The following is a 20744-nucleotide window of genomic DNA, read 5'->3' as shown; positions in this document are numbered from 1 at the left end:
ATTAGAAAGTTACATTACATCCTAAAGTAAATGACTTAGGAACTGGTTGTGCATAAATGTTTCCGAAAGTTTCCGGGTCAAAGTAGCCTTTGTAATCAGAACTAATTACGAATAAGTTTCTTGCCTCAATATTGAATCTGATACTCGTAATATTGATTTGATCTGTAAATGCTTTAGGGAATGTATAACCTAAGCGGACACTGCTTAATCTCATATAACTCATTTCACTAGCCCATGTATCTAAATAATTAACAATCGGAACTGCAGCTCCTCCTGTTGAAAAATATTGGTAAGCCATCCATGAATCACCAGAACCACTTGTCTCACTTGTAATTCCGGGTAAGTTAGATGATGTATTTGTTGGTGACCATGCATTCAAAATATCTCTACTGTAGTTTTGTCCTCTGTCAACCTGAGTTCCATTGTATGGAGGATTCTTTAAAACTGTTTGTTTAATGTTAAATGATGCAGCAATTGCAAGGTCAAAATTACTTACTTTAAAAGTATTTGTAATACCACCAGTAAACTTAGGGTCTTTGTCTCCTAAATAAACGAATAAATCTCTAAATTCAGCAGGAGTTAATCTTGTGTCTGAAATTACACCTGGAAAGAAATCAGCATAAGGATCGTATAATCCGAAGAAAGTTTGTGCATTAACAGTTTCTCCTTTTTTGTTTACGAATAATGGGTAACCATTTTCATCAATTCCATTTGTTTTAAATCCAAATACAGCGTTTACAGCATAACCTTCCTGATTTGGCAATAAGTTATTATCTCTTACTTCTAAACGGTCTACATTACTTTTGTTGTGAGAAAAGTTAATACTTGTATTCCATTTAAAGTTTGGATGGTCAATGTTTTTTGTAGATAAAGTGATTTCGTAACCTTTATTACTTACTTGTGCCCAGTTCATGTTAGTATATTCAAATCCATTTTCTAATGGAATAGATCTAAAGCCAATTAAGTCAGTACTTTTTCTTTTGTATAAATCAGTAACAATGCTGATACGGTTGTTAAATAATCCAATATCAGTACCAAGGTTGATATTTTCTGTTTTTTCCCAACGTAATTTATCGTTTGGAGGACTTTCAACAACAATTGTTGGTTCTGTCTGACCAGGAAGAATAATCGTTGTACTGTTTTTACCTACTACAAAAGGCGAAGTACCTTTGTCAATATTTCCTTGTAAACCGTAAGAAGCACGAAGTCTTAAGTTAGATAATGTTAAGTTGTCTTTTAAGAAATCTTCTTCAGAAACTGCCCATGAAGCAGATGTTGACCAAAGTGGTAAATATTTATATTTAGGATCTACACCAAATAAGTCAGAACCATCGTATCGAACACTTCCAAATACACTATATTTTCTATCATAAGTATAAGAAGCTGTAGCGAAGAAAGACGCAAAAGCATTTTCGTTCTCAGATTTTGTATATGTTCTGTAATTCGCTTCAGTTGCATCTGCAGGGTTAGGGAAAATAATTTGTTGTGTAGTTAAATTGTTTTTATCATAACCAAAACCTTTTGTTGAAATAATAGTATTGTAGTTTCTTCTTAACTCGTTACCAATCATTGCCTCAATTTCATGTTTCTCTCCTATTTTTTTAGAGTAATTCACCATTGTTTTTAGGTTATACTGGAAAAAGTCAGTGTTTGAGTTTTGGATTATACCACCTTCCGGAAGAAAATATTTATAAGATCCGTTTGAAAAATAACGTGATTTTTCTTTTTGCTTTCTAGTATAATAGGTGTCTTTATCAGCAAATTTTTCGCTTGATGTATTGTCTAACTGCAAACCTAACTGAGAAGTTACTTTTAAGTCTGTTGTAAGTTTATATTCAGCATCCAATAAAGCTTTTACAGCTCTGTTTTTTAATTCGTAAGAGGTGTTTGCTCTTTCTTCTAAAAAGTTGAAAGGAACATAACGATCTGAATAACCTGAAATATCCTGATCATATTTATAGCTTCCATCAGCATTATATGGAGTTAAATATGGATTTACGTTTCTTGAGTAATTTGCAGGATTTGTAAATGCATCTGTATCTGTTAAGTAAGAAATATTTTTACTTTCAGAACCAAAAATACCAACACCAACTTTGAATTTGTCCGTTATTTCAAAGTTATTTTTTAAGGTTAAGTTGTAACGTTTGAAACCAGTTCCAACCGTTGTTCCTTTTTCATCGTAGTATCCTAAAGAGAAATAGTAATCCGATTTTTCTCCACCGCCAGATAAGCTCAAACCATGCTGTGTATTCACCGCATTTTGGTATAATAAGTTACCCCAGTTTGTATTGTTATTTCTTAAATCATTGATAGATTGTTGTGTTGCAGGACTCAAAGAAGAGAATCCACCTGATCTGAAAGCTGCTAATTCATTTGATCCGTTTAAGATACGGGCAATTTCTCCTCCAGAGTTTCTGTATGTCAAATCAGAACGGCTCGCCATGTTAAGCTCTAAATCAACTTTTTCGTTTGCGTTCATTAAGTTTAATTTAGCAAAGTCAGGTCTTTGAGTAATAAATACGTTGGTATTAAAGCTAACCACCATTTTACCAGCTTTACCTTTTTTGGTAGTAACAACGATTACACCATTTGCAGCACGTGCACCATAAATAGCTGTTGCAGCGGCATCTTTTAAAATGGTAATATCTTTAATGTCATCAGGGTTTAAACCAGAAATAGAGTAGTTGCTTAATACATCGATGTTATCTTTGTCAAAATTTTTAGGAACTTCATTTCCTTCTAATGGCAATCCGTCAAGTACCCATAACGGATCTTGTGTACCGCTTAGAGAAGCTGTACCCCTGATTCTGATTCTGGCAGGTGCTCCAGGCGCTCCGGATGGTGTACTTACAGCAACACCGGCAATTTGCCCTACCAATAACTGGTCGATACTGGAAACACCTGTCTGCTGGATAGAAGCCATGTCAATCTTACTAACCGCTGCAGTAAGTTTTCTTTTCTCAATTTTTTGGTAACCGGTTACTACAACCTCCTGAAGTTTTGCTGTTTCAGACTTTAAATTGATAGTATAATCTTTCTGGGCAGAAAGATCTAAAGTGTAAGAAACATATCCCATAAAAGTTACTCTCAGGGAAGTGACATTTTTTGCTATTCTTAATTGAAATTTACCGTCAAAATCAGTAGTAGTTCCGATAGTGGAACTCTCGATAATTCCAGCCATTGAAGTTTTGTTGGAAATCGAATTGTTTTCGACAAAAATAGAAGCTCCCGGAATAGGGGACTTATCACTCTCGTCAAGTATTATTCCCGTAATGGTTCGGGTTTCCTGCGAGTATCCTGCGATGGCCAGGAACAGCAGTAAGGCATGTAAAATTTTTTTCATGTTTTTGAAATTGTGTTATGTATTAAAAGGTTGTGGTATTCAAAGCTTTGTCGATTCGTTGTATCAAATCGAGGTAATGGTTTTGGGTGGATAGATCTCCTGTACTCTTTTTTAGTTTTACTAACTGTAGCACTTTTGTTAATTCTCCTTTTTTATCTGAAGTTACTTCTGTAACTCTTTTTAAGAAAGAATTATTAATGTTTCTCGCCATATGTGCATCATTTAAAGAACATAAATGAGGCATTTGTAATGTTTCTTGTATTTGGATTGTTTTTTTAGCATCCGTTTTTTCAAATAATTTATTTGTCGAAACAATTAAAACATCTACATAATTCTTTTGTGTCATACGCTCCAGAATAGTAAGTGATTTGTTTTGGATAGTTCCTGCAAATACATTCTGATGCATTTTTTTAAACAACTCATTTACGGTAAAAACTTTCTCATTGGTTTTATTTCGCTGATATAATTCGTTTTCTGTCATTCGAAGCAAACGATCATCACTGAATAAACTATAGATAACATCATATTGTAATCCTCTTGACAGTGTGTATGGCGTGTACTCATAAGGCCCAAGAGGAGAATCTTTCAGAGGATTTGTTTTGTCTGTAATGTCATTGAAAAACAACCACTGCGGAATCGTAAGTACATTTTTAGCTAAATAATCGGCTGCTCTTTTTTGCATTGCTGCAGGAACCGGAACATAACTTTGTTTGTTATCGCCGTGAACAGTTGTGTTTAAGTAAATACCGCCAATATTGGTCAATACATGACCATTGTACGTTTGCCATTGTCCGATAGCTTCAATATATAGTTTACCGGTTTCGTAGTAAGACTGATCTTTATCGTAGGTCCAGTTTAAGATATTATCTACAACACGTTTTAAGTTTTTCAAACCGTATTCGCTTGCTTTTACAGCATCGTTTCCTAAATCTTCAGACTGTGAACGAGGGTCAATTGCAGCACCTTGCTGCTCACCATAAAAATAAATCGGGTCGTTTTGATGTTTTGTAATAGCTTCGTTTAGTCTTGCCGTTTCATTTTCGTTCGGACCGTACCATCTGTAACCCCATTCGATTGCGTATTTGTCGTACTCACCAATTTTTGGGGTAATTACAGTGACGTTATCTTCCGGCTGTGCTACATAATTGTATCGGGCATAATCCATGATAGAAGGAGCAGTGCCGCCCATTTTTGCCGTAAATTCTTTAGAACGTAAAGACTCAACATCATAAGCAAAAGAAGCACCCATATTGTGTTTTAAACCAAATGTGTGTCCAACTTCGTGAGACGATACAAAACGAATCGCTTCACCCATGTGTTCATCACTAAATTTGTTTCCTCTTGCTTTTGGGTCGATTGCCCCAGTCTGAATACGCATCCAGCTGTGAAGCGAAGTCATAACATTGTGCCACCAGATAATATCGGCCTCGATAATTTCACCGCTTCTTGGATCAACTACAGATGGTCCCATAGCATTCGCTTTTGGAGATGCAGCATAGGTAATAACTGAGTAACGTACATCATCAATATCAAAATCTAAATCTTCCTCAGTAGGTTCTTTTGCTATAATAGCATTTTTAAATCCTGCTCTTTCAAAGGCCACTTGCCAATCGTGAACACCGTCAATGATATATTTTCTCCATTGCTTGGGGGTCGATGGATCAATATAATACACGATTGGCTTTTTAGGGGCTACTAATTCACCTTTCAAATAACGTTCTTCATCTTCTTTCTTTGGTTCTAAACGCCAGCGGGTAATCAATTCTTTTTCAAGCATTGCCTGCTGTGCATCGGAAAAATACCAATGCTTTTCGGTAAAGAAGCCAATTCGGTTATCAGAAAAACGTGGTTTCATTGGAGTTTTATCCAATAAAATAATATTACTTGTCACACCAAGCGTAATCGGTAATGCCGGTCCGCCATCACTGATTGAAGTTGTAAGCTGCGATTTTACAACAATGTTTTTAGGAAAAGATTTTAATGCTTCGATATAGGAAAGTTCAGATTTAACAGAACTGCTAAGACCAATGTTGTTCAAAACATCGTTGAAACTTTTTTGTTTTCCGTCGAAAATCTTGTTTACTTTAATAACGACTGCGCTCGAATCGTTGTTTTTGGTTTCAATGTCAAAAACTTCGATTATAGATTCAGAGAAATTATCAATTACAGATGCTGTGATGGCATCTTCTTTAGGAGAAGAAACTTTAGGAACATACGATTTAACCCAAACTTTCTTTGCAATAGTATCTTTATAAAAGGAAATGACTTTATTTTCGTAATTCATTCCTTTGTTTAATCCGGATTCGTTGATTTGAAAAGGAACCTGAGATAATTTGTTTACAACCAGGAATTCTCTTTTAAATAAACTATCCTGAATTTCAAAATAGACATCGGTTTTAACCTGAATAATATTGAATAGTCCTTTTTTAATTGTACCCTTTTTTATAAGGTCACTGTATTTTTTTCCTTTTTTTGAGTCAGTAGAATCTTTTTTTATGAGTTCTGTCTCTGCGTCTTTTTTCTTTTTCTTTTGTGAAAGAACCGTCACAGGAATGAACAATAATAAAATTAATAAACAGAATAATTTTACATGATGCAGGAATGCCTTTTCCCTCATTTGTTGTTAATTTTAGGTTAATTTTAGCGCGAAAATATTTCTTTCGTACTCAAATAAAAAAGGAAAGGGAGTGAATGGCTTATTTTTCGGAGTGAATGGATATTAATGGCAGAATACATACGAAATTGCCGTCTTTTTCTGAGGTTTCAAAATTGGTTCTGGAATAAAATGTATAGACACTCGACAGGTATTTTAAGCCAAAATTAGCGCTGGGTTCACTGTGAACCTTTTTTTGAAGATTGTTACTAATAATAACCTGATCTTTCTGAATTAAAATATGTGTAGTCAAAGGATTTTCCTGTGTTGCCATATTATGCTTAATAGCATTTTCGACCACTACCTGAAAAGCCAGATACGGAATAAATTTTTCCAAAGCCGGTTCGTCTTCAATTTTTATAGAAAAAAACAATTCTTCTTTAAATCGGGTTTGCTGTAAAAAGATATATTTTTCGATAAATAATAATTCATCTTTTAACCTTACTATGTTTTTGGCAGGCGGGTCAATTAAGTAGCGGTAAATGCGGGATAAATTCAGGGTGAATTTCTGCGCAGTTTTAACATCGCTTACCATTAGCATATATAATGAATTGAGCGAATTAAACAAAAAATGCGGATTGATCTGCTCCTTTAATTGCTGAAGCTGGATCAGAGCTTTTTCTTTTACAATTTTTTCGTTCTCAACAAGCAGTCTGTTTTTTTCTTTAATGGCGATTCCTTTTTCCCTGTAGGCACGTCTGTTGGCATAAGAGAATAAATAAAATATTAGCAAAAGCATTACAGTTGTAATCGAATAAATCCAAGTAGAATATTTTTTTATCAGCGTCACATTTTCGTCAATAACATTTTTTGGAAAATTAACGCATATAAACCAATTTGAATTTTTAAGATCTAGTTTTTTTGTAAATCGTATAACATGCAGTCCTAAATATTCAGACATCGTAACTCTTTTTACAAAATCCTGCTTTTTATTAAAAATGGTGTCAATTGATCTGGTAGAAGAAATCTCATAAATATTTTTTCCTATAAAGTTAGATTCCGGGTGATAAATACATCTTCCTGATTTATCAAAAATGAAAGCATAATTTGTTGCCGACCTGGACTTGTCTACTTTAGAAAAATAATCGTGAAGTTTTTTTAAATTGATATCACAACCATAACGAACTACTTTGTTCTTGGAAGTGAGTTTAAAATAAATTCTCCAAACCCATTCTTTTCCCTGCAGAAAAACAGTATTAATATGATGAGTGTTTTTGTTGTTAAGGATAAAGTTTTCGACATCTTTTTTTTCAGTATCAGAAATAGAATCAGTTGCGAGCTGAATTTTTTCATTGTTAATCTGAAACCAGTTATTCACTATCAAAGAATTGGTCGTCTGTACCGAGGATAAAACCTTTAAGTTAGAAGATAAATTCTCCGGATTACTAATTTTTAAAACACGCTTTATTCGGTTTTCCTGCTCCAGCAGTTTTGAAAACTCCTGCGAAAAGAATTCCTGTTTTTTAAGGAAGTTACGCTGCGCTGTCTCTTCATTTGCTTTTTCGGTAAGATCAGTAATCAAATTACTCAATATATACACAGAAGAGACCGTAATAAGAATAGAGACGACTAAGTAAATTACGAAAGCACGTCTGGATGTTATTTTTTTTAATTTAAATTTCAAAAGAAGTATATATAGGAGTGTTCTAATTTGCAACCGAAAATTGCGAGTCGTACAGGTTTTTATAATAACCATTAGCTTTAGTTAATAACTCCTGATGTGTGCCTTGTTCTACAATCATCCCTTTGTCCATAACAACAATTTTATCTGCATTAACAATAGTTGCCAGACGGTGGGCAATAACAATAGAAGTCCGGCCTTTGGTAATGGTTTCTGTAGCGCGCTGAATCAATTCTTCAGAATAGGTGTCGATTGAAGAGGTAGCTTCATCCAAAATCAAAATACTCGGGTTACTCACATACGAACGCAAAAACGCAATTAGCTGCCTTTGTCCGGATGAAAGCATTACACCGCGTTCCTTTACATCAAAATCATAATTATCCGGCAGGCTCATAATAAAATCGTGAACGCCAATTTTTTTGGCAGCATCCAGAACCTGCTCACGGGTAATTTCCGGATTATGCAAAGTAATATTATTATAGATAGTATCAGCAAACAAAAATACATCCTGCAAAACCACAGCAATTTGTTTACGTAAAGATGCCAAGGTATAATTTTCAATATTTTCCCCATCAATAAAAATCGTTCCGCTATTAATTTCGTAAAAGCGATTCAACAGATTTATTATAGTTGATTTTCCGGCTCCGGTCGATCCTACAATGGCAACAGTTTGTCCGGAAGCTACAGACAAATCAATACCTTTTATAACTTCTTCTTCCGGAATATAGCTAAAACGAACTTTCTTAAATTCAATACTGCCTTCAAAAATAGGAGCTTCCAAAGTTCCTGTGTCCTGAATATGATCCTGCGTATCGATAATATCAAAAACACGATTGGCAGCAATCATTCCTAATTGCATCTCATTGAATTTATCCGCAATCTGACGTAACGGATTAAAAAGCATACCTATAAACATGGTATAAGAAAATAAATCTCCAAAAGTGGTAAAATGATCTCCGTTTAAAATTTTAAAACCCCCAAAAACCACAACGAGACCTAAAGCAATCGACGAAATAATATCGGCAATCGGAAAGAAGATTGAGTTGTACAAGATTGTTTTAATCCACGCAACTCTGTGTTTGTCATTTATAGCTCTGAAATTTTCCGCTTCAATTTTCTCCCGGTTAAATAGCTGAACGATTTTCATTCCCGTTACACGTTCCTGAACAAATGAATTCATGTTGGCAATCTGCGTTCTTACTTCCTCAAAAGCTACTTGCATTTTACGCTGAAAAATTCGGGTAACATACACCAGAATCGGCATAGCAACCACAACAATCCAAGTAAGTTTCCAGTTCATATAAAACATAAAAATCAGTACAACAAGCATTTTCATCAAATCACTTATAATCATAAATAATCCCTGACTGAAAATACGCGCAATTGATTCAATATCCGAAACAGATCTGGTAACCAGTTGACCCACAGGGACCAAATCAAAATATTTCATTCTAAAGCTTAAAATGTGTTTGAAAAGCTTATTTCGAATATCTTTTACAATATCCTGTCCCAGCCAATTAGCCCAAAAAACAAAATAAAACTGTGAAAAAACCTCCATCAAAAGTACAGCACCCATTAAAATTATGTATAGAAGCAAGCCCTGCTTATCATGCGTTTTGATATAGCCATCTACAGTTTGTTTCAGTAAATAGGGGCGAAGCGCCGCAAAAACCGACAGCGAAACCGCAAAAATAATAACGCCGTAATAACGCCATTTATAAGGTTTGGTATATTTTAAAATCCGTTTGAATAATCCGGTATCAAATGCTTTTGCTTTCATTTATTTTTAAGCTTTAGGCTTTAAGTTTTAGGTTTTAGGCATAAAGTTGAAGCTTATTGCCTAAAGCCTAAAGCTTAAAGCTATAGATAGTCGTAATAAATATCAGTTAAATATAATCCATGTGCCGGAACTGAAAAACCGGCTTTTTCTCTGCTTTTGCTGGCAATGATATTTTCAAAATCTGCCAGTGTAATTTTATGTAAACCTATATTAATTAAAGTTCCGACAATCGCCCGAACCATATTTCGTAAAAACCGATTCGCCGAAATGGTAAAAACCAGTTTGCTTTTTTCCTGCTTCCAGTACGCTTCAAAAACCGTGCAATCAAATGTGTTAACATCGGTATTTACTTTCGAAAAACACTGAAAATCGGTATGTTTCAGTAAAATCTGTGCAGCCTCATTCATTAAATCCACATCCAGTTTCTGATTTACATACCAGCTTAATCCTTCTAAAAATGGATTTTTAACCGTATTGATATGATATTCGTAGGTTCTTTTAGTGGCATCAAATCGGCAATGCGCATCATCATGCAGCAATATAATGTCAAAAATTGCAATATCCTTGGGTAAATACGAATTGAGTTTGTGCACCAAAAGCGGAACTTCAATAGGATTTTCAAAATCAAAATGGCCATACATTTCAGAAGCATGAACTCCCGTATCTGTTCTTCCGGCGCCCATTACATTTATTGTAGAATTCAGTAAAACAGAAAGCCCTTTGTTTAAAGTTTCCTGTACTGAAGGGGCATTGGGCTGAAACTGCCATCCATGATAATGGGTGCCGTTATAAGCAAATTGAATAAAATATCTCATTTTAAGGTAGAGGTTCTGAGGTGCAAAGGTACAAAGGTTTTTTCTTTTTAGAGGACAAAGATGCAAAGGTTCAGAGATGCAAAGGTTTTTCGTCTCGTTTATTTTGTAGAGGAGTACAGTAGTGTGTCTAACCCCAGATTAGAAAATCACACTTATATAGGTATAATATTTTGATATAAATGAAAAAATAGATTAATATCAATCAGAATCAAATCCAAAAACAAAAATGGATAGCCATAGTATTTTAGAATCTCAGAAACTTTGTTAAAATCCTTTAAAACCTAAAATGCAAATCATAGTTTGTTTGGCTAAAAATCGTGTCAGAAATTGACAATTCCAACGATATAATTAAAACCATTTTTTAACATTTTTAAGCATAAAACGCCAAATGTTAATTTTAAAATTTTTTAATTTTAACAGGAAATATTTCTGTTATGTTTGTAGTCTAAATAACTAATAATCATGAATGAAATTACTTCTTACTGGTGGATAATTTTAATTTTATTTGCCATTGTTTTTTACAAATTTATTTTGCGTGTTTTCTTCGGAATGGTTATCGTTCCAGAAGACAGAATTGGTTTAGTGACCAAAAAATTCGTTCTGTTTGGTGCAGACAAATCATTGCCGGATGGCCGTATAATTGCCACAAAAGGCGAAGCGGGTTATCAGGCACAAACATTGGCTCCGGGTTTGTACTGGGGAATGTGGATCTGGCAATATTCAATCGATATGACCGGATTTACACTTATTCCGGAAGGTAAAATCGGATTGGTTTTAAGTAAAGACGGAAAGGAAATTCCAACCGGACGAATCCTGGCCAGAAAAGTAGAAAGTGACAATTTTCAGGATGCTACAGCTTTCCTGAACAATGGAGGTCAAAAAGGGCGTCAGACGGCTTTTATTACCACAGGGTCATATCGTATTAATACTTTCCTGTTCGAAATTGTAATTGCAGATCAAATCAAGATTTACGAAAACATGATTGGTATCGTAACGGCACTTGATGGAGAGCCGATCCCGCAAGGGCAGATTGCGGGTAAATTTGTCGAAGGACATAATAACTTTCAGGATTTTGATAAGTTTCTTGAACATGGCGGAAATCGTGGTTTACAGCCTCAGGTTATGCTGGCAGGTTCTTATTACATCAATACCTGGGGAATTTTAATTGAGCAAAACCCAATGACTGATGTGCCGATTGGTTATGTTGGTGTAGTGATTTCATATATTGGTGAAGATGGTCAGGATGTTACCGGGGACACTTTCAAACACGGAAATATTGTTTCAAAAGGGCAGCGAGGTGTCTGGATGGAACCTTTTGGACCGGGAAAATATGCCTTGAATAAATATACCACAAAGCTGGAGCCGGTTCCGACAACAAATTTGGTTCTAAACTGGGCAAACGCACGAAGCGAATCGCATGATTTAGACAAAAATCTTTCTACAATTACGGTTCGTTCAAAAGACGGTTTCCCTTTTAATCTGGATGTAGCACAGATTATCCACGTTCCTGCAGCTGAAGCACCAAAAGTAATTGCGCGTTTTGGAAGCATGAATAATCTGGTTTCTCAGGTTCTGGAGCCTACTATTGGTAACTATTTTAGAAATTCGGCTCAGGACAGCGATGTGATTTCGTTCCTGACAACCAGAAAAGAGCGTCAGGAATCTGCTAAAAACCATATAAAATTAGTACTTGATGAATATAACGTAAATGCAGTTGATACTTTAATTGGAGACATAGTTCCGCCAGATTCGTTGATGAAGACTTTGACGGATAGAAAACTAGCCGAAGAAGAACAAAAAACGTATCAAACCCAAAAAATGGCACAGGAACAGCGTCAGGGTATGGAAAAAGAAACTGCGATTGCAGATATGCAGAAAGAGATTGTTCGTGCTTCTCAGAGTGTCGAAATCGCACAAAGAACTGCCGATGCAACCGTGAAAAAAGCAGAAGGGGATGCAACCAGTTTGAAACTGAATGTAAACGCTGAAGCCGAAGCTACAAAAATGCGTGCAAATGCTGAAGCCGAGGCTACAAAAGCCAGAGCAGGAGCACAGGCCGAAGCAACTAAACTAAATGCCAGTGCAGAAGCCGAAAGAATCTCAAAAACAGGTTTAGCTGAAGCCGAAAAGATTATGGCAATTGGTAAATCAACAGCTGAAGCGTATCAGCTTCAGGTGAGTGCAATGGGTGGAGATAACTTTACCCGTTATAAAGTGACCGAAGAAATTGGTAAAGGAAACATCAAAGTAATTCCAGACGTATTAATTTCCGGAAGCGGAGGATCTGATGGTTCTATCAGCGGTTTATTGGGTTTGAAACTAATGGAAATGATGGATACTAAAGACACGAAAGATCTGAAAGACGTTAAAAAGCCAAAGTCCTAAAAAGCAATAATTTATTTTAGGATATAATGTAGAGATGTAAAGCAGTAAGCCTAACTGAATCGTCCTAATAAATATAAAAATCCGATTGTAAAAGCAATCGGATTTTTTTGTTGAATAACATAGTATTGAAAATCTCAGTATCTTAGTACCCCAGAATCTTAGTTTCTCAGAATGAAAAAAATCCTCCTTCTTTCCGATACGCACAGTCATATTGATGATACTATTTTAAAATATGTCGCCCAAGCCGATGAAGTATGGCATGCGGGAGATATTGGTGATTTGCATGTTACAGATACCATAAAAAAAATAAAACCGCTGCGCTGCGTTTATGGTAATATCGATGATGCACAGGCACGGTTAGAATTTCCGCTCCACAATCGTTTTCTCTGCGAAGAAGTTTCGGTTTGGATTACGCACATAGGAGGATATCCCGGAAAATATAATCCTGCTATTAAGGAAGAAATGCAAAACAATCCTCCCAAATTATTCATTTGCGGGCATTCGCATATTTTAAAAGTAATGTTTGACAAAAAAAATAATCTGTTACACATGAATCCGGGAGCAGCTGGAAAAAGTGGTTTTCATCAGGTAAGAACGATGCTGCGCTTTGTAATTGAAGGAGACAAAATAAAAGATCTTGAAATTATAGAGATTGATAAGAGAGTTTAACTCAAAACACTAGTTTTTATTACTAATTAATGGGAATCGTTATTTTAATAGAGGTCCCTTCGTTTATTTTTGATTTTACATTAAAATGCCCATTCAGATTGTTTATTCTGGCTTTTATCTGATTAAGGCCAAATCCTTCAACAAAATTAAAATCCTTAATATCAAAACCTTTTCCGTTATCAGTAATTTTAATAACTAATTCATTAGGTTTTTCCGATAACGAAACTTCAGCCCTAGTAGCATCACTATGTTTGATAATATTATTGAGAAGTTCTGAAATGATAAAATAAAGTCTCGTTTCAAAAGTTTCGGTATATCTTTTTTTGTTTGAAATAGTATTCAGGTATTCAAAGTGCAAATTCGAATTTGAGTATTTTTCACATAAATCGTCCAAGGCATATAACAAACCGAAACGAACCAAAAGTGTAGGCAGGAGATCATGGGATAGGTCCCTTACCTTGTCATGTGTTTCGTCCAGGATAAACTTAGTTTTTATGATTTCATCAGGGACAACGCCATTTTGGGATAAAAACACATTTAAGTGCATTCCTGCTGATGATAAGGAGGCACTGATGGTGTCGTGCAAAAACAAGGCAATTTTTTTACGTTCACTTTCCTGTCCGTCTATACTGGCATTAATTATATTTTGGTGTATTTTATTTTGGATATTTTTTATCCTGTTTTTTTGTTTCAGTTTTGTATATTGATAAAAAAAGTAAAAAAGAACCGTTATAATAAGAAATAAAACAACAATTATGGTGAAAATTTTTTTATGACGGGACTGTTCTTCCTGCAATAATTTTTGTTTGTTTTTGTATTCTGTTTCTATTTTATCAACTTCTCGTTTAAATTCGTCTAATTCAAGGTTGACCCCAATCAATTTTGTTTTTTTCTGTTTTGCTAAATCAGTAATTTCATTGGTAAGACGATTAAACTCTAATATGTTTTCATAAGCTTTTTTGTAGTTTTTGTTTTTAAACAAAAAAGCAGCATATTTTTTATGTGTTATGGATAAATCAAATTTTTCATGATTCTTATTGCCTGATTCAATCCCTTTTAAAAAGTATGAATTTGCTTTTACAGTATCATTTATATGATCATTATATACGCCGTTTAGCATGTTTAACGTAACCTCTGTAGATTCATTCCCATATTGTTTAAATTGATTTAGGAATTTTAAATATTGAAATCCCCTGTTAAAATTATTAATCTCAAAGTAGGCCCAGGTAATATTAAGTTTTCTAAAATAAATTACAGATGTGTCAGATGAAATATTGCTGTGCTCAAGAGCTTTTTCATAATGGTATATACCTTTGCTGTATTGTTTTCTGTCGAAAAAATAAATATTCGCCAGATTATTGTTAATCTTAGCTTTATATATATTGTTGTCTGTTTTATTAATATAATATAACGCTTTAACGTAAAATCCTAATGCTTTATCAAGCATGAATAAATCATCAAAATTCGCTCCTATTAAATTGTAACTTCGTCCTATTAAATTATTATCATTGATTTTGATGGCATACTTTAATGCACTTCTCGATTTTGTCAAAGACTTCTCGTAGTTTTTAAGCTTAAAATTTTGGGTAGCATCGTTTAATAAGTTTTCAATACCATCTTTGGATAGCTGTTTATCTTGAGAATAAGTGCTGGTACTGAAACAAATTAGTATAATAATCAATGAAATAATTCGGGTAATATACATTTATGATAGTTTGAAGTGCATTTTTTTAACATTTGTTCAAATGTAATAATAAATTTATTCTTACTAAAAAAAAGTTGTTTTTGTGTAACTATTTAATATTATATTTGTTATAGAAAGTTTTGATTCAAGGTGTTTTTAAACTTTAAAAAAATGATTCAGAAGTATTACCTAAATTTAAACCAAAAATTATGTCAAAGAGATTTTTAGAAGTAGACGAAGTAAGTGATTCCTTCAAGTCAGAAGAAATAATTTTTCTTTTTGCAGATGAAGATGCTGAGGAAAAAAAGAATACAGAAGAAGAAAATGAAGAGGAAACAAAAATTGATAAAGGAGGAAAAGTTGATGTCTAAAATTATATCAGTTAATGTTCCTGCAAGGTCTCAAAAAAGATCTTGCAGGTATCTTATCATCAGTATTCATAACTACAAGGTTCAAAAATCCTTACAGGATATATAATAAATAACAAGTTATTGAATAATCGAACTCAGGTCGAAAAGTATTTTTTTTTTTAGTTTTTAAGAATGTGTAAAAATATGAATTCAGATTTTTGCCATTTCAACAATATATGAACCGGAAAAGAGATTCGTTTAAGCATTTACAGGAACATTAATCATAACAGAAGTTCCTTCATTGATTTTTGATTTTACATCAAATTGGCCATTCAAATTATTTATCCTTGCTTTAATTTGATTAAGACCAAATCCTTCAACAAAATTAAATTTGTTAATATCAAATCCTTTTCCGTTATCAGTAATTTCAATAATCATTTCATTATTATTCTCAATCAATGAAACCTTAGCTTTACTGGCCTCACTGTGTTTTATGATGTTATTTAAAAGTTCTGAAATGATAAAATAGAGTCTTGTTTCGAATTTTTCAGTATATCTTTTCTTTATTGGGATAGTATTGAGGTATTCAAAATGTAAAGTTGAATTTGAGTATTTTTCACATAAATCATCAAGAGCATATAATAATCCAAAACGTGCCAATAATGTAGGGATAAGATCATGTGAAAGGTCTCTGACTTTATCATGTGTTTCGTCTAAAATTAATTTTGTTTTAGTAATTTCAGGAGGAAGGCCGTTGTGTTGGGATAAAAAAACATTTAAGTGCATTCCTGCCGATGATAAAGAAGCACTAATGGTGTCATGTAAAAACAAAGCAATCTTTTTTCGTTCGTTTTCTTGTCCGTCGATACTGGCATTGATTATATTTTGATGTATTTTATTCTGAATATCCTTAATTCTGTTTTTTTGTTTAAGTTTTGTATTTTGATAAAAAAAGTAAAATAATATAAGACTGATTAGAAACAAGGATAAGATGATAGTTGTCATCTTGTTTTTACGGGCGCTTTCAGAATGGAATAATTTTTCTCTTTTTTTGCTTTCAATCCCCATCTTGTCAATTTCACGTTTATATTCATCGATTTCAAGATTAATTCCTGCAATTTTTGCTTTTCTGGCTTTTTCTTCAAGACTGATTTCTTCAGTTATTCGCTGATAAGAACTTAGATTTTTGTAGGCAGTTTCAAAATTTTTATTTTTGAATAAAAATTTTGAATATTCCTGATGTATAAAAGATAAGTCGGTTTTTTCATCATATTTTATGGCATTCTTTATCCCTTTTTTAAAATAGTAATCCGCTTTTAGATTATCTTTTTTATAAGAATAATACATCGCATTAAGCATATCAGTAACGGCAATAGTTGTTTTCATGCCGTATTTATTCTTGTACTTATTGATGTAATTTAGATAAGGATACCCCTGAGCGAAGCGCCCGATGTCAAAATAAGCCCAGGCAATATTAAGTTTGGTAAAAAAAACCTGTGAGGAATCCTTAATTGCCCTGCTGTAGTATAATGATCGTATGTAATAAGAAACTCCTTTTTCATATTTCTTTTTGTCAAAGCAATAAATATTACCAATATTATTGTAAAGCCAGTTTTGAAGTTCTAAATCATTAGATTTTTCTGCATATATTAGGCTTTTTTGATAATAAAACAAGGCTTTTTCAGGTTCGGATATCCCGTCAAAATTAGCGGCAATTATATTATACGCTTTTCCAATTAAATTGTTATCATGTGATAGAAGTGAATGATTTAAAAGTAATCTGGCTTGTATTAACGATTTTTCGTAATTTTCTTTATGAAGGTTGCTAGTAGCTTCGTTATAAAGTTTTAGTAGTTCAATTTTTGTAAAACTCTTTTTTTGGCTTGTAACAGGAATACAAAAAAGTAATATCAGGAAGGCAGTTATAAAATTGCGAAAAACCAACATATTAAAAAATTAGGGGATAAAAATACTGTTTATAAATTTTAAAATCAAGTTACCAAATAATTTAGTGAATTGCTTTCTGAATAATAAACTGATTTTTATTTTAATCTATAAAATTAACTGTGTTCTGATGAATTTTTTTGATTTTGTTATACCTTGAAAAGTGAAGGATTGTATGATTAAGAAATAATTTAAGACTTAATTAAATTATTTTTGATAGCATATTTAACCAGTCCAATAGTATTTTTTGTCTGTAGCTTTTTCATGATGTTTTTCCGATGTGTTTCTACAGTATTAGTGCTTATAAACAATTGTTCACTAATTTCCTTTCCGCTGTATTCAAGTGAAATTAGAGTTACAATTTCTAATTCACGCGATGTTAAAATGGAATTTTGAGTGATAAAAGTTTTGTTTAATTTAGGATTGTTTTCTGTAAAAGTGTTGAAGATTTTTTCTCGTACTGAATTGCAAAAATATTCTTCTCCCTGATTAACCACTTCAATGGCTTCAATTATATTTTCGCCTGCACATTTTTTTGTAAGATACCCGCTGGCACCTAAATTCATTACCTCCCTGATAATTTTTAAATCATCATAGCTGGATAAAATGATAACCTTGCAAGGGTATCCTTTTTGATGAAACTCTTTTAAGACTTCTATACCGTCTTTTTCGGGCATACTCAGATCCAGTACCAGGATGTGCGCATTATTAGCTGTTACTTCATCAAAAATATTCAACCCGTTAGAGGATGAGCCTACAATTTCGAATTCAGAAACAGTACTTAATAAATTTGTCAATCCATCAATAAGTACTAAATGGTCATCAGCTAAGTGTATTTTTATTTTATGTGTCATAAATAAATTGAAATAACAAATGCTAAATTATGAAAATTCTACTTATAATATCGAATTTCTGAAATTTATTTTCTTTGTTTGATAGTAAATGTAGCGAATTTTACACAAAAAAACCCGAATCATACAATTCGGGTTCTCTTCGCGCAATAAACTAAGTTTATAGGTTTATCTCAAACGGTCTACAGATTTTACAAGATCTTCGTCCTTTTTGATGGCCTTATTAGCTAGAACTAATAACACGATAGCAACAATAGGAAGAAACATCCCAATACCTTTCTCAGAAGCAGTAGCTGCTTCTCCAGATAAATTTAGTGAACGGTAAACAAATAATCCTAATAAAATTAAATTTAATATGATGTTCAGTCTGCCCATAACAAACTGATTTTGTCTTTTTTTGTATGATATAATACTGATAATGGTTAACATAGTACTTAGGCCTAATAATACAGTATAAACCTGATCCTGCATAAAATAAAATGGCTTCCCATTTATTGTCCAAAGAGGAACAAAAAAAAGTAAAACTCCGGTTACCAAAAAGGTGAGTAGTAAATATATGGTTTGAATTCGTTGTATCATGACCTAAAATTGTTTTACAAAAATATATTTTCTTTTTTATAAATACTATTGTATGATAAAATTTTATTCGTATTATTGCATCATAATACCGTAAGCACTTCATACTGCGGTCAATTCAAAATAATTATCTACCTATTCTTTATTACAGTATTTTCCTTTAAAATAATTAAATTCATAGAACATTCATGTTTGATATTTCTGCATTAAAAGAAATGAAGCTTTCTGAGCTTCAAGAAATAGCTAAGTTAGCTAAAACTATAAAGTTTAATGGTGTCAAAAAAGATACTTTGATCAGTCAGATTTTAGCGCATCAGGAAACGACTTCAGAGCCGCTTGTGCCAGCTGTTGCACATGCAGAAATAGTTGATGAAAAACCAAAGAGAGCAAGAATTGCCCCTGTTAAAAAGGCAGCATCCAGCAGAAATGCTCCTGTTTTAGAGTTTGATAAAGTGGAAGAACCACGTGAGGAGATACAACCTGAGGCTGTTTCAAAACCAAATACTAAAATTCAACCGAAACCAAAAGTTGAGGAAGTTGCTGAAAACAAAGAAGTAGAGAAAAAGGAACCAAAAATCGTTAAGTTTAATAAATCAGCATACGAGAAAAAGGTTGCTTTGCAGAAAGAGAAAGAAACAGTAAAAGAAGAAAGTACTGAAGAAGCTGGAGAAACAGAAATAACTGTTCAGGCTCCAACTCCCGAAGCTGAAAAAGCTGAAGGAACTGCTCCGATTAAAAAGATTAATCCTAATCAGAATAAAAAACAAAATCCGAACCAGAATCAGAATCCAAATCAAAACGGGAATGGTAATGGAAATAACGGAAACCAAAATCCAAATCATAAAAACAAAAAGAATAATAACTTCAGGGATTCAGACTTTGAATTTGACGGAATTATAGAAAGTGAAGGCGTTCTTGAAATGATGCCCGACGGATACGGATTCTTACGTTCATCAGATTATAATTATCTAGCTTCTCCTGACGATATTTATTTGTCAACTTCACAAATCCGATTATTCGGTCTTAAAACCGGAGATACCGTTAAAGGAGTGGTTCGTCCTCCAAAAGAAGGAGAGAAGTTTTTCCCTTTGGTTCGTGTACTTAAAATTAATGGTCACGATCCGCAGGTAGTTCGCGACAGAGTTTCGTTTGAACACCTGACACCGGTTTTCCCTTCAGAAAAATTTAAATTAGCCGAAAAAGGCAGTTCTATATCAACCCGAATTATCGATTTATTTTCTCCAATTGGAAAAGGGCAGCGTGGTATGATAGTCGCACAGCCAAAAACGGGTAAAACAATGTTGTTAAAAGACATTGCCAATGCGATTGCTGCGAATCATCCTGAAGTTTATCTAATCGTTCTTTTGATTGATGAGCGTCCGGAGGAGGTTACAGATATGCAAAGAAGTGTACGTGGAGAAGTTATCGCTTCTACTTTTGACAGAGAACCACAGGAACACGTAAAAATTGCCAATATCGTACTTGAAAAAGCTAAGCGTCTGGTAGAATGCGGACATGATGTCGTGATTCTTCTTGATTCGATTACACGTTTGGCGAGAGCTTATAATACTGTTCAGCCAGCGTCCGGAAAAGTATTAAGTGGAGGTGTTGATGCCAATGCGCTTCAAAAACCAAAACGTTTCTTCGGAGCAGCAAGAAATGTTGAAAACGGCGGTTCGTTGAGTATCATCGCGACAGCATTGACAGAAACCGGTTCTAAAATGGATGAGGTTATCTTTGAAGAATTTAAAGGTACCGGTAATATGGAACTTCAACTGGATCGTAAAATTGCCAACAAACGTATTTTCCCAGCCATCGATCTTACATCATCAAGTACGCGTCGCGACGATTTATTATTAGACGAGAAAACATTACAGAGAATGTGGATTATGCGTAAATATCTGTCAGATATGAATCCGGTAGAATCTATGGATTTTGTAAACGACCGTTTCAAGAAAACCAGAAATAACGAAGAGTTTTTGATTTCGATGAATGATTGATAAAGTTACTGAGGTTCTGAGATGCTAAGTTTCTAAGTTTTTTTAGCATTTGAGTAATTGGAATAAAAAATAT

Annotated in this window: 13 protein-coding genes; 4 read left to right on the top strand and 9 right to left on the bottom strand. The window is 33.6% G+C overall.

Going from position 1 to position 20744, the window contains the following annotated elements:
* Position 1 precedes the first annotated feature (1 nt).
* The 5 genes from FLACHUCJ7_RS14070 to truA all read right to left on the bottom strand — a co-directional run bounded on the left by FLACHUCJ7_RS14070 (position 2) and on the right by truA (position 10212).
* On the bottom strand, positions 2-3343 hold the full coding sequence (locus tag FLACHUCJ7_RS14070; RefSeq protein WP_180909308.1) for a SusC/RagA family TonB-linked outer membrane protein: 3342 nt from the start codon (positions 3341-3343) through the stop codon (positions 2-4).
* 22 nt (positions 3344-3365) lie between these two features.
* Positions 3366-5960, bottom strand: coding sequence for a zinc-dependent metalloprotease (locus FLACHUCJ7_RS14065; protein ID WP_180909307.1), 2595 nt, complete (start codon positions 5958-5960; stop codon positions 3366-3368).
* Positions 5961-6039: 79 nt separating this feature from the next.
* The gene (locus tag FLACHUCJ7_RS14060) at positions 6040-7620 is read right to left on the bottom strand and encodes a histidine kinase (RefSeq protein ID WP_180909306.1); all 1581 of its coding nucleotides are present in this window, start codon (positions 7618-7620) and stop codon (positions 6040-6042) included.
* A gap of 22 nt (positions 7621-7642) precedes the next feature.
* On the bottom strand, positions 7643-9397 hold the full coding sequence (locus tag FLACHUCJ7_RS14055) for an ABC transporter ATP-binding protein (RefSeq protein ID WP_078226617.1): 1755 nt from the start codon (positions 9395-9397) through the stop codon (positions 7643-7645).
* A gap of 80 nt (positions 9398-9477) precedes the next feature.
* Entirely contained in the window at positions 9478-10212 is a 735-nt protein-coding gene (gene truA / locus FLACHUCJ7_RS14050) for a tRNA pseudouridine(38-40) synthase TruA (protein WP_180909305.1), read from the bottom strand.
* Between the two features lie 462 nt (positions 10213-10674).
* Between truA and FLACHUCJ7_RS14045 the strand changes: the two genes are divergently transcribed.
* On the top strand, positions 10675-12597 hold the full coding sequence (locus tag FLACHUCJ7_RS14045; protein WP_078226619.1) for an SPFH domain-containing protein: 1923 nt from the start codon (positions 10675-10677) through the stop codon (positions 12595-12597).
* A gap of 171 nt (positions 12598-12768) precedes the next feature.
* The gene (locus tag FLACHUCJ7_RS14040) at positions 12769-13266 is read left to right on the top strand and encodes a metallophosphoesterase family protein (protein ID WP_031455748.1); all 498 of its coding nucleotides are present in this window, start codon (positions 12769-12771) and stop codon (positions 13264-13266) included.
* A 22-nt stretch (positions 13267-13288) separates the two neighbouring features.
* Here FLACHUCJ7_RS14040 and FLACHUCJ7_RS14035 read toward each other — a convergent pair whose 3' ends face one another.
* Positions 13289-14971, bottom strand: a complete 1683-nt coding sequence (locus FLACHUCJ7_RS14035; protein WP_078226620.1) for a tetratricopeptide repeat-containing sensor histidine kinase — start codon at positions 14969-14971, stop codon at positions 13289-13291.
* Positions 14972-15159: 188 nt separating this feature from the next.
* Between FLACHUCJ7_RS14035 and FLACHUCJ7_RS14030 the strand changes: the two genes are divergently transcribed.
* The gene (locus tag FLACHUCJ7_RS14030) at positions 15160-15321 is read left to right on the top strand and encodes a hypothetical protein (RefSeq protein ID WP_180909304.1); all 162 of its coding nucleotides are present in this window, start codon (positions 15160-15162) and stop codon (positions 15319-15321) included.
* 237 nt (positions 15322-15558) lie between these two features.
* Here the strand turns inward: FLACHUCJ7_RS14030 and FLACHUCJ7_RS14025 are convergent, their stop codons facing one another.
* From FLACHUCJ7_RS14025 to FLACHUCJ7_RS14015, 3 genes are all read right to left on the bottom strand, one after another.
* Positions 15559-17247 carry a tetratricopeptide repeat-containing sensor histidine kinase gene (locus tag FLACHUCJ7_RS14025; protein WP_078226622.1) on the bottom strand — a complete coding sequence of 563 codons (1689 nt, stop codon included), beginning with the start codon at positions 17245-17247 and terminating at the stop codon, positions 15559-15561.
* 188 nt (positions 17248-17435) lie between these two features.
* Positions 17436-18098, bottom strand: coding sequence for a response regulator (locus tag FLACHUCJ7_RS14020; RefSeq protein ID WP_031455751.1), 663 nt, complete (start codon positions 18096-18098; stop codon positions 17436-17438).
* A 165-nt stretch (positions 18099-18263) separates the two neighbouring features.
* The gene (locus FLACHUCJ7_RS14015; RefSeq protein ID WP_031455752.1) at positions 18264-18674 is read right to left on the bottom strand and encodes a DUF4293 domain-containing protein; all 411 of its coding nucleotides are present in this window, start codon (positions 18672-18674) and stop codon (positions 18264-18266) included.
* 185 nt (positions 18675-18859) lie between these two features.
* On the opposite strand from FLACHUCJ7_RS14015, the gene rho reads away from it, so the two are divergent.
* Positions 18860-20671: a transcription termination factor Rho gene (gene rho / locus FLACHUCJ7_RS14010; RefSeq protein WP_180909303.1), complete on the top strand. Its 1812-nt coding sequence runs from the start codon at positions 18860-18862 to the stop codon at positions 20669-20671.
* Positions 20672-20744: the final 73 nt, after the last annotated feature.

Origin of the sequence: Flavobacterium salmonis (assembly GCF_903819435.1) — a bacterium.
In the GTDB taxonomy this organism is placed as follows: Bacteria; Bacteroidota; Bacteroidia; order Flavobacteriales; family Flavobacteriaceae; genus Flavobacterium; species Flavobacterium chungangense.
Note: the sequence above shows the minus strand (reverse complement) of the source record. Positions and strands in the feature narration are given on the sequence as shown.

What these genes read in the sequence shown, in the direction of transcription:
- FLACHUCJ7_RS14070 (WP_180909308.1), bottom strand. Translation starts at nt 3,343, where the DNA reads ATGAAAAAAATTTTACATGCCTTACTGCTGTTCCTGGCCATCGCAGGA.
- FLACHUCJ7_RS14065 (WP_180909307.1), bottom strand. Translation starts at nt 5,960, where the DNA reads ATGAGGGAAAAGGCATTCCTGCATCATGTAAAATTATTCTGTTTATTA.
- FLACHUCJ7_RS14055 (WP_078226617.1), bottom strand. Translation starts at nt 9,397, where the DNA reads ATGAAAGCAAAAGCATTTGATACCGGATTATTCAAACGGATTTTAAAA.
- truA (WP_180909305.1), bottom strand. Translation starts at nt 10,212, where the DNA reads ATGAGATATTTTATTCAATTTGCTTATAACGGCACCCATTATCATGGA.
- FLACHUCJ7_RS14045 (WP_078226619.1), top strand. Translation starts at nt 10,675, where the DNA reads ATGAATGAAATTACTTCTTACTGGTGGATAATTTTAATTTTATTTGCC.
- FLACHUCJ7_RS14040 (WP_031455748.1), top strand. Translation starts at nt 12,769, where the DNA reads ATGAAAAAAATCCTCCTTCTTTCCGATACGCACAGTCATATTGATGAT.
- FLACHUCJ7_RS14035 (WP_078226620.1), bottom strand. Translation starts at nt 14,971, where the DNA reads ATGTATATTACCCGAATTATTTCATTGATTATTATACTAATTTGTTTC.
- FLACHUCJ7_RS14030 (WP_180909304.1), top strand. Translation starts at nt 15,160, where the DNA reads ATGTCAAAGAGATTTTTAGAAGTAGACGAAGTAAGTGATTCCTTCAAG.
- FLACHUCJ7_RS14025 (WP_078226622.1), bottom strand. Translation starts at nt 17,247, where the DNA reads ATGTTGGTTTTTCGCAATTTTATAACTGCCTTCCTGATATTACTTTTT.
- FLACHUCJ7_RS14020 (WP_031455751.1), bottom strand. Translation starts at nt 18,098, where the DNA reads ATGACACATAAAATAAAAATACACTTAGCTGATGACCATTTAGTACTT.
- FLACHUCJ7_RS14015 (WP_031455752.1), bottom strand. Translation starts at nt 18,674, where the DNA reads ATGATACAACGAATTCAAACCATATATTTACTACTCACCTTTTTGGTA.
- rho (WP_180909303.1), top strand. Translation starts at nt 18,860, where the DNA reads ATGTTTGATATTTCTGCATTAAAAGAAATGAAGCTTTCTGAGCTTCAA.